This is a genomic window from Corynebacterium sp. (genome assembly GCF_012837295.1).
Taxonomy (GTDB): domain Bacteria; phylum Actinomycetota; class Actinomycetes; order Mycobacteriales; family Mycobacteriaceae; genus Corynebacterium.
In genome coordinates, this window is the sequence record NZ_DURI01000298.1 from 1 (window position 1) to 8,850 (window position 8,850).

The 8,850-nt window shown below is 71.3% G+C and carries 10 protein-coding genes; 5 read left to right on the forward strand and 5 right to left on the reverse strand.

Annotated elements, in window-relative coordinates; all coding sequences use genetic code 11:
* A partial coding sequence (locus GX015_RS09620) for a hypothetical protein (RefSeq protein WP_291344694.1) occupies window positions 1-283 on the reverse strand: 283 nt, incomplete at its 3' end.
* A 104-nt stretch (window positions 284-387) separates the two neighbouring features.
* Between GX015_RS09620 and GX015_RS09625 the strand changes: the two genes are divergently transcribed.
* The 4 genes from GX015_RS09625 (at window position 388) to GX015_RS09640 (ending at window position 3,841) form a co-directional block, all read left to right on the forward strand.
* Window positions 388-804, forward strand: coding sequence for an HAD-IA family hydrolase (locus tag GX015_RS09625; RefSeq protein WP_366926272.1), 417 nt, complete (start codon window positions 388-390; stop codon window positions 802-804).
* Window positions 804-1,304 (forward strand): hypothetical protein, encoded by a 501-nt coding sequence (locus tag GX015_RS09630; RefSeq protein WP_291344698.1) that lies wholly within the window; start codon window positions 804-806, stop codon window positions 1,302-1,304. The genes GX015_RS09625 and GX015_RS09630 overlap by 1 nt, the downstream gene beginning before the upstream one ends.
* A gap of 164 nt (window positions 1,305-1,468) precedes the next feature.
* The gene (locus GX015_RS09635; RefSeq protein ID WP_366926273.1) at window positions 1,469-2,455 is read left to right on the forward strand and encodes a ferredoxin reductase; all 987 of its coding nucleotides are present in this window, start codon (window positions 1,469-1,471) and stop codon (window positions 2,453-2,455) included.
* A 27-nt stretch (window positions 2,456-2,482) separates the two neighbouring features.
* Entirely contained in the window at window positions 2,483-3,841 is a 1,359-nt protein-coding gene (locus GX015_RS09640) for an acyl-CoA desaturase (protein WP_291344702.1), read from the forward strand.
* Between the two features lie 30 nt (window positions 3,842-3,871).
* On the opposite strand, the gene GX015_RS09645 is transcribed toward GX015_RS09640, so the two are convergent.
* From GX015_RS09645 to aroA, 3 genes are read right to left on the reverse strand one after another with little or no spacing between them, the layout of a single operon-like run.
* Window positions 3,872-5,197: a chloride channel protein gene (locus GX015_RS09645; protein ID WP_291344710.1), complete on the reverse strand. Its 1,326-nt coding sequence runs from the start codon at window positions 5,195-5,197 to the stop codon at window positions 3,872-3,874.
* Window positions 5,190-6,203 carry a ribosome small subunit-dependent GTPase A gene (rsgA, locus tag GX015_RS09650; RefSeq protein WP_291344713.1) on the reverse strand — a complete coding sequence of 338 codons (1,014 nt, stop codon included), beginning with the start codon at window positions 6,201-6,203 and terminating at the stop codon, window positions 5,190-5,192. The genes GX015_RS09645 and rsgA overlap by 8 nt, the downstream gene beginning before the upstream one ends.
* Complete coding sequence (gene aroA, locus GX015_RS09655) at window positions 6,200-7,540, reverse strand: 3-phosphoshikimate 1-carboxyvinyltransferase (protein ID WP_291344704.1); 1,341 nt, start codon at window positions 7,538-7,540, stop codon at window positions 6,200-6,202. Before aroA ends, rsgA begins: the two co-directional genes overlap by 4 nt.
* 57 nt (window positions 7,541-7,597) lie before the next feature.
* On the opposite strand from aroA, the gene GX015_RS09660 reads away from it, so the two are divergent.
* A complete protein-coding gene (locus GX015_RS09660) occupies window positions 7,598-8,257 on the forward strand; it encodes an SOS response-associated peptidase (protein ID WP_291344706.1) in 660 nt (219 codons plus the stop codon).
* Here the strand turns inward: GX015_RS09660 and ybaK are convergent.
* Window positions 8,254-8,760: a Cys-tRNA(Pro) deacylase gene (gene ybaK, locus GX015_RS09665; protein WP_291344708.1), complete on the reverse strand. Its 507-nt coding sequence runs from the start codon at window positions 8,758-8,760 to the stop codon at window positions 8,254-8,256. The genes GX015_RS09660 and ybaK overlap by 4 nt on opposite strands.
* Between the last annotated feature and the right edge of the window lie 90 nt (window positions 8,761-8,850).

The following is an 8,850-nucleotide window of genomic DNA, read 5'->3' on the forward strand; positions in this document are numbered from 1 at the left end:
CCCGCAGCCCGCCCGCGCGCAGCCGATGGCGCAACCCGGCGAGCACCCGCTCGTCGATGGCCGCCGCGGCCAGGGCCTCCGAGCGGCGGCGCCCGGACAGCACCTCCATGATCACCGCCATCGACCGCGCCAGGTGCTCCCTCGCGGCGTCCCCGCAGGTGGGCAGTGCCGGACCGGACGGTCGGCCGTCGTCACGCGGAATGCCCGCGCCAGCGCTAGGCCGCAGGCCCCGCAAAAGCTCGAACCCCCGCAGCGGCGCCAATTCTCCGACGTCCCCGATCATCCCCGCGATCCCCCGATCTGAAGTCCCCGCGGACATCATGCCAGCCCGGCCGCGCGCCCGCCCGGCGGGGCGGTCGGCGGAACGCGGCGCGGGCAACTACGCTCGTGGTCATGCGTGGTCTCATCATCGATTACTGCGGTGTCCTGGACGGCACCGACGAAGAGCGGGCGCGGTGGCGGAAGCTGCTCGCCGCCGCCCGCGCCAACGGCGTCGCCCTGGCGGTGCTGTCGAACGACCCGGGCGGGCCGGAGGCGGATCCGATCCGCAAGCTCGAACAGGAGGGCCTGGTCGACGCGGTCGTGCTGTCGGGGGAGGTCGGCGCCGAGAAGCCCGAGCCGGAGATCTTCGACATCGTCGCCGAGCGCCTGGGCCTGCCGGCGCGCGACTGCGTGCTTGTCGACGATTCGATCGTCAACATCCACGGCGCCGTGTCGCATGGCATGGTCGGCGTGTTCTACCAGCAGTTCGACCGTGCGGTCGTGGAGATCGTGGGCCTGTTCGACCTGGAGGGCGAGTTCTAGTGCGCGTGTACCTGCCGGCGACGTTCGGGATGCTGGGCGAGCTGCTGTCCGACGGCGCGGTCGCCCCGCGCCGCGGCTGGGCCTTCGCCGTGACCCCGGCCCTGCGCGAGTTCTACGTGGAGGGCGACGACGAGGAGTTGGCGGACATCGCATTCGACGACGCCTCGCGCGCGTCGCTGCGGCTGTTGTCGGCCTACGACGGGTCGTTCCCGCACCGCCGCGTGGTCATCGCGGCGGACGTGGCCGATGACGCCGTCGAGCTGAAGCCGGACATGGGCGAGGCCGTCGTGGCGTTGGCGGGGGTGCTGCCGCGCGACGCCGTCGCGGCGATCCACGTCGACGTGGAGGAGTCCGCGGAGGCCGTCGCCGCCGCGATCGGGGCCGTCGACGCCGCGGATCTGGGGGACGAGGATGCGGAGCTGACCGTGGGCGATTGCCTCGAGCGCCCGCTGGCCTGGTACGACGCCGCGGAGCTGCCCATGGTGGTGGAGCTGCTCTAGTCGGCCGGAGCGGGGGCGCGCACCCCCGCCACCGCCGTCGTTTTCACCGCTTGACCGAAAAGTTACCCGCCCGTAAGCTACGGTTCCGTAATCTACGGAAAGGGGAACCGGTGAGCTTTGGCAATCGCCTTCGCGGCGCGTTCCGTCACCTGTCGACGCCGCTGATGCCGGACGACTACACGCGCCTGGTCAATCCGCTGTGGTCCAAGCGCGAGCTGCGCGGGCAGATCGAGCGCGTGACGCGGCCGGCCGACGACGTCGTCGAGCTGGTCATCAAGCCCGGGTGGGGAGTCCCCGCCGACTTCCGCGCCGGCCAGTACATCGGCATCGGCGTCCGCGTCGACGGCCGCCTGGTGTGGCGCTCCTACTCGCTGACCAACGCCCCGCAGTCCGCGGACGGCATGCTCACGGTCACCGTGAAGGCGCAGGACCAGGGCCGCCTGTCGCAGCACCTGGTCGCCAACGTCACGCCCGGCACCGTGGTGCGCCTGGCCGCCCCGGCGGGCGATTTCCACCTGCCGGAGCCGCCGCCGGAGAAGCTGCTGTTCATCACCGCCGGTTCCGGCATCACCCCGGTGATGTCGATGCTGCGCGATCTGGAGCGCCGCGGCGGCCTGCCGGACGTCGTGCACCTGCATTCGGTCCGCGACCGCGCGGGACTGCTTTTCGACGACGAGCTGGTCCGCCTGAGCCGCGAACAGCCCGGCTATGCCCTGACCGTCCGCGAGACGGGCATCGACGGCCGACTGTCGATCGACGAGATCAAGGAGCTCGTGCCGGACGTGGCCGACCGCGCCACCTACGCGTGCGGCCCGTCGGCGATGCTCGACGAGCTCGAGGCCGGGCTGCCCGGCGTGCGCACCGAGCGCTTCACCCTCGACCGCGGCAACACCGACGCCCAGGGCGGCGTCGTGCGCTTCCCCGGCCGCGGCGAGATCGAGGTCGACGGCGCCACGACGATCCTCGAGGCCGGCGAGAAGGCCGGCGTTCAGCTGCCCTACGGCTGCCGGATGGGCATCTGCGCGACGTGCGTGCAGCAGCTCGCCGACGGCACCGCGCGCGACCTGCGCTCGGGCGAAACCCATGAGGCCGGCGAGCGAATCCGCACCTGCGTGTGCGTGCCCGCCGGCGACGTCGAAATCGAACTGTAGACAACCGGGAAAACGGAGACAATCACCATGGCTATCGCCGACATCAAGGCCTATTCGCATCTGTCCGAGGAAGACGTCGCCGAGATCGGGCGCCGTTTCGAGGAGATCGCCGCCGAGCACCGCGCGGCGCTGGGCCCGAAGGACGCCCGTTACATCCGCACCCTGATCCGCGTGCAGCGCGGGCTCGAGGTCGCCGGCCGCGGCCTGCTCATCCTGCCGACCCTGGGTATGGCCCTGGACAAGGCCGGCTACAAGACCCGCAAGGGCGGGCTGCTGCCGCGTTCGCTGCGCACCCCGGCCCACAAGGGCCTGTGGTGGGCCGGCGTGGGCACCCTGGGCCTGGCCAAGGTCCTGGAGAACCTGGAAATCGGCCACAACGTCATGCACGGCCAGTGGGACTGGATGAACGACCCCGAGATCCACTCGTCGACGTGGGAGTGGGACAACTCCTGCCCGTCGTCGGGCTGGAAGCACTCGCACAACTTCGTGCACCACAAGTACACCAACGTCCTGGGCATGGACAACGACGTGGGATACGGCATCCTGCGGGTCACCCGCGACAAGAAGTGGAAGCCGTCGACGCTGACGCAGCCGATCCAGAACGTCATCCTGGCGTCGCTGTTCCAGTGGGCGGTGGCCTTCTACGACGTCGAGCTCGGCGCCGTCGCCGTCGGCAAGAAGAAGTGGGAGGACGCCAAGCCGCAGCTGATGGAGGTGTTCCAGAAGTCGGGCCGCCAGCTGCTCAAGGACTACGCGCTGTTCCCGCTGCTCGCCGGCCCGCGCTGGGGCGAGGTGGCCAAGGGCAATGCCGCGGCGAACCTGATCCGCAACGTGTGGGCGTACGCTGTGATCTTCTGCGGCCACTTCCCGGATGACGCGGAGACGTTCACCAAGGAGCAGTACAACAACGAGAACAAGGCGGAGTGGTACCTGCGCCAGATGCTTGGTTCCGCCAACTTCACCGGCGGGTTCATCCTGTCGGTGCTGTCGGGCAACCTGAACTACCAGATCGAGCACCACCTGTACCCGGACATGCCGTCCAATCGTCTGGCCACCATCTCGAAGCAGGTCAAGCAGATCTGCCGCGATTACGATCTGCCGTACAACACCGGTTCCTTCCCGGGCCAGCTCGCGCAGGTCCAGCGGACGATCCTGAAGCTGTCCCTGCCGGATCGCTTCCTGGTCGCCGACCCGGACAACGCGCCGGAGGTCCGCTCGGAGAAGGCGTTCGTCAAGTACCCGCAGGTGGAGGCCCAGCTCGATGCGGGCGCCACCCCGCGCCGCGGCCTGCGCACCGGCCTGAAGCTGCTCAAGCAGCTGCGCCCGGGCGTCAAGGAGGTCGTCGCCGCGTACACGGGTCGCTCGACCCGCGAAGTCACCGCTTAAGCACGGACGATTGCTTCACGACGCCCCGCGTCACCGCTTCCCGGCGGTGCGCGGGGTTTCGTCGTCCGCCTTCTTTCGCGTCCACGGCATCTGGATCTGCGTGGGCAGGCTCATCGCGGAACGGAGGATCTCGCCGGTCAGGGCGGCCGTGGCGCAGGCGAGGAAGAGCGCGAGGTACGCCTCCGACGACTGGCCGGTGAACTCGACGGTGACGATGAGCGCGAACAACGGGGCGGCCATGGACGTCGACAGGAACGCCGCCGCGCCGAGCAACGCGAAGTCCGCCAGCGGGATGCCGGGCGCGATGGGCTGGACGACGACGCCGACGAGGTAGCCCAGCAGCGCGCCGATGGCGAAACCGGGCGTGAGCACGCCGCCGACGGCGCCGGAGCGCAGCGTGATGAGCACGGCGACGACCTTGGCGGCCAGCAGTGCCAGCGCGAAAGTCCACACCGGGTTGGCCTCCAGCACCGGCGTCGCGGCGAAGCGGCCGTTGCCCAGGACTTCGGGCAGGTACAGCGACATCGCGCCGACGGTGGCGAAGGCCAGCGGCAGGGCCCACAGCACGTGGGCGCCCATGGGGGCGGAGCCCTCGGCCCGGGAGGCGGCGTAGCGGAAGGCCATGCCGGCGACGCCGCAGATGATGCCCAGCGTCACGGCGACGGCGAGATTGCCGAAGCCCTCCGACAGCGACACCGTCGAATACAGCGGCTGATCGCCGACGACGATGCCCGCGGTGGTGGTGGCCACGGCGGAACAGGCGAGGACGACCATGACGGCGCGGACGGTGACCGTCGTCAGCAGGATCTCAAAAGCGAAAACGGCCCCGGCCAGCGGAATGTGGTAAATCGCGCCGAGTCCGGCGCCGGCGGCGGCGGCCACGAGCAAACGGGTGGTGCCGCGGTCGACGCCGAAACGGTGGGCCAGCTGCGAGGCCATCATCGCGCCGGCCTCGCGGGGCGCGTTCTCCCGGCCGACGGAGGCTCCGGCGGCGACGGTGGCCATCTGCAGGAACACGTTGACCAGCGTCTCGATCACCGGCATCCGGGTGCCGGACATGCCCTCCTCGACGGAACGGATCGGCCGGCCCAGCCTGCGCACCGCCCACCACGCCGGCGCGGCGATGAGACCCGCGACGGTGATGCCCAGGAACCGCTGCAGGCCCGTCGTGCCGTCGGTGACCACCGGGTTGATGCCCTCGTGCTGGCCGTAGACCAGGTTCTCGATGCCGTGGAGCATGAACACCAGCAACGCGGCGACGAGACCCGTGGCCACGCCAACGACGAACGTCCAGACGCACAGCCGGATCAGGTCGGCCGCGGAGCGGCGGTCGCGGCGTTGGTCGGCGCTAATCACGGTCAATGTCGAGTTCCCAGTCCTCGTTGTCCTGGAGCGTGGCCAGCAGGCTCCGCACGGCCATGGCGCGGCGGTGCGAGGCGCCCTCGAGCTTGTCCAGCGCGCACTCCGGGTCCGCGGGCGGGCCCAGGTGCGTGCAGCCGCGCGGGCACTCCTCGATCGCGGCGGAGAGATCGTCGAAGACGTCGAGCACGGTCTCCGGCGTGACGTGGGCCAGGCCGAAGGACCGGATGCCGGGGGTGTCGATCGCCCAGCCGCCGCCGGCCAGCGGCAGTGCCACCGATTGCGTCGACGTGTGGCGTCCCTTGCCCACGCCGCTGACGACGCCCGTGGCGCGATCGGCGCCGGGCACCAGGCGATTGACCAGGGTGGATTTGCCCACGCCGGAATGGCCGATGAGGGCGGACACCTTGCCGCCGACGACGTCGACGAGCGGCTCGACGGGGTCCTCGACGCCGCAGACGATGACGGGCACGCCCAACTCGGCGAACTCGCCGGCGAACTCCGCCGGATCCGCCAGGTCGGACTTGGTCAGGCACAGCACCGGACGGACGCCGCCGGCGTAGGCGGCCACCAGGGCACGCTCGACGAAGCCCGTGCGCGGCGGGGGATCGGCCACGGCGCAGACGATGAGCAGCAGTTCGGCGTTGGCCACGACGATGCGCTCGAAGGGATCGTTGTCGTCGGCGGTGCGGCGCAGGACGCTCGTGCGGTCGGCGAGCTTGACGATCCTCGCCAGCGTCCCCTCCTGGCCCGACACGTCGCCGACGACGCCGACGCGATCGCCGACCACGATGTTCGTGCGGCCCAGCTCCCGGGCGCGCATGCAATTCAGCGGCTCGGTCTCGCCGTCGAGGACGACGCCCCACCGCCCCCGGTCCTTGGTGACCACCAGGCCCCACTTGGCGTCGGCGTGCTTCGGCCGGTCCTTCGTCCGCGGCCTCGACCCCCGCCCCGGCCGGACGCGGACGTCGGACTCATCCCAATCGCGGCTGCGGCGGCTCAGGACCGGCCCCCGTCCTCGGCGAGCGGCAGCCCGACCATCTCGGTCCACCGGATGTCGAAGTCCGGCATCGTCTTGCCGGTGGTGGCGATGTTCTCCACCCGCACGCCCGGCACCCGCAGGCCGATGATGGCGCCGGCGGTGGCCATGCGGTGGTCGGCGTAGGACATCCAGTCGCCGCCGTGCAACGGCACGGGCTCGATGCGGATGCCATCCTCCAGCTCGGTGGCCCGGCCGCCGAGGCGGTTGATCTCCGTGACCAGGGCCGCCAGGCGGTCGGTCTCGTGGCCGCGCAGGTGCGCGATGCCGGTGAGCTCCGACGGGGTGTCCGCCAGCGCCGCCAGCGCCGCGACCGTGGGGGTCAGTTCGCCGATGTCGCCCATGTCCAGGTTGATGCCGTGCAGCGTCGACGGGCCCTCGACCGTGAGGTCGTGGACGCCCGACTCGCCCTTGCCGCGGGGCTTGAGCAGCACCCGGCAGCCCATGGCCTGCAGGATCTCGCGGATGCGGTCGCCCGGTTGGACGGTCTCGACGGGCCAGCCCGCGACGGTGACCCGGCCGTGGGTGACGGCCGCGGCCGCCAGGAACGGGGTGGCGTTGGACAGGTCCGGCTCCACGTGCCACGTACGGCCGCGGACTTCGCCTGCGTGGACGTGGAACGCGCCGCCGTCCTCCGGGGAATCCTCGATGACGGTCACGCCCGCCTGGCGGAGCATGTCGACGGTCATGTCGATGTGCGGGCGCGACGGCACCTCGCCGATGGGCCGGATGGTCAGGCCCTTCGGGTAGCGCAGGCCGGCCAGCAGCAGCCCGGAGACGAACTGCGACGATGCGGAGGAGTCGATCTCGACCTCGCCGCCGACGTCCCCGGTCGGGTTGACCGTGAACGGCAGGGTGTCGCCGTCGATGTCGGCGCCCAGTTCGCGGAGTGCGCCGAGCACCGCGCCCATCGGGCGGACGCGGGCCTCCGGGTCACCGTCGAAGAACACCGAGCCGGTGGCGATGGCCGCGACCGGCGGCACGAAGCGCATGACGGTGCCCGCCAGCCCGCAGTCGATCTTCCCGCCGCGCAGGACGTGGGGGACGACCTCCAGGGTGCGGTTCGGCGTGCCCGAGGACTTGGCCCCGGAGCGGATCTCGATGCCCATCGCCTCGAGCGCGGAAATCATCAGGTCCGTGTCCCGCGAGCGCAGCGCCCCGTGGATCGTCGACGGCGTCGACGACAGGGCGGCGATGATCAGCGCGCGATTCGTGATGGACTTGGACCCGCCGATGGAGACCGTCGCGGTCACCGGGCGCTCGGCGGCGGGGGCTGGCCAGAAGTCATGGGGGGAAGTCACGCATCCATCATCCCCCAACTCGGGCGGCGGTGGGGCCAGGGGTGCGACGATTGGGGCATGTGCGGACGATTCGTGACCTTCACCGTCGGCGACGAGCTCGTCGAGTCGCTGTCCGGGGTGCCCGGGCTGGGGCCGATCGTGGCGGATGGGCCGTTGCCGGGGAAGCGCTGGAACGTTGCCCCGACCATGCCCATCACGGCCCTGGCCAGGTCCGGCAACGCCGATGCGCAGAGGGAAACCCTGGCCGCGTCCGTGCGGTGGGGCCTGGTGCCGCATTGGTCGAAGTCGATGCCGAAGACGCCGTATTTCAATGCGCGGGCGGAGACGTGGCGCGAGAAGCCGGTGTTCCGCGACGGGGAGCCGTGCGTGGTCCCCATGGACGGCTGGTACGAATGGCGCGACAAGGCGCCCTTCTTCGTCACCGCGCCGGGCGATCGGCCGCTGCTGGTGGCGGGCCTGTGGGCGCGGTGCGGGGACATCGTCAGCGCGACGCTGCTGACCACCGACGCCGTCGGTCATCTCGCGGACCTGCATCACCGGATGCCCCGGGTGCTTTCCGACGATGAGGTGGCCCCGTGGCTCGACGGCACCGGGTTCGCGGACGGCGGGGAGGTCGGCATGACGGCTCCCGAACTCGTGGAGACGTTGACGGTGGGGCCGGTGAACAAGGCCGTCGGCAACGTCGCCAACGACGGGGAGTGGCTGCTCGAGCCCTAACCGGCGACGTCGGCGACGGTGGCCGAGACGAGCGCCGCGAGGTCGGCGGGCGCCAGTTCGATGTCCAGGCCCCGGCGCCCGCCGGAGACGAAGATCGTCGCGTGGCCGGCCGACGACGCGTCGATGACCGTCGGCAACGGGCGCTTCTGCCCGAGCGGCGAGATGCCGCCGACGACGTAGCCCGAGGAGCGCTGCGCCGCGGCGGGGTCCGCCAGCTCGGCCTTCGACGCGCCCAACGCCTTCGCCGCGGCCTTCAGGTCGAGCCGGCCGGTCACGGGGACGACGGCGACGGCGAGGCCGGCCCGCTTGCCGTGGAGGTCGACGACGAGCGTCTTGAAGATCCGCTCCGGCGCCACGCCCTCGTGCTCGCCGAGCCAGTGGGCGGCGTCGTCGCCGAAATGGTCGCCGGAATGCGGGAAGTGGTGCACGGAATGCTCGACGCCGGCCGCGATGCAGGCGGCGATGGCGGGTGTGGCGGCGTTGCGGTCCTTTTTCTTGCCCATGCCCCGATGGTGGCACCGCACGGCCGTTCGCGGCCATTATTCCGGGCCGCGCGCGCCGGATAGGATGGAAGGCATGACAGCCGAAGCCAC

Bases quoted from the DNA above. Each gene is read 5' to 3' on its own strand.
- ybaK (WP_291344708.1), bottom strand. From the start codon at position 8,760: ATGGGCAAGAAAAAGGACCGCAACGCCGCCACACCCGCCATCGCCGCC.
- GX015_RS09660 (WP_291344706.1), top strand. From the start codon at position 7,598: ATGTGCGGACGATTCGTGACCTTCACCGTCGGCGACGAGCTCGTCGAG.
- GX015_RS09635 (WP_366926273.1), top strand. From the start codon at position 1,469: ATGCCGGACGACTACACGCGCCTGGTCAATCCGCTGTGGTCCAAGCGC.
- GX015_RS09640 (WP_291344702.1), top strand. From the start codon at position 2,483: ATGGCTATCGCCGACATCAAGGCCTATTCGCATCTGTCCGAGGAAGAC.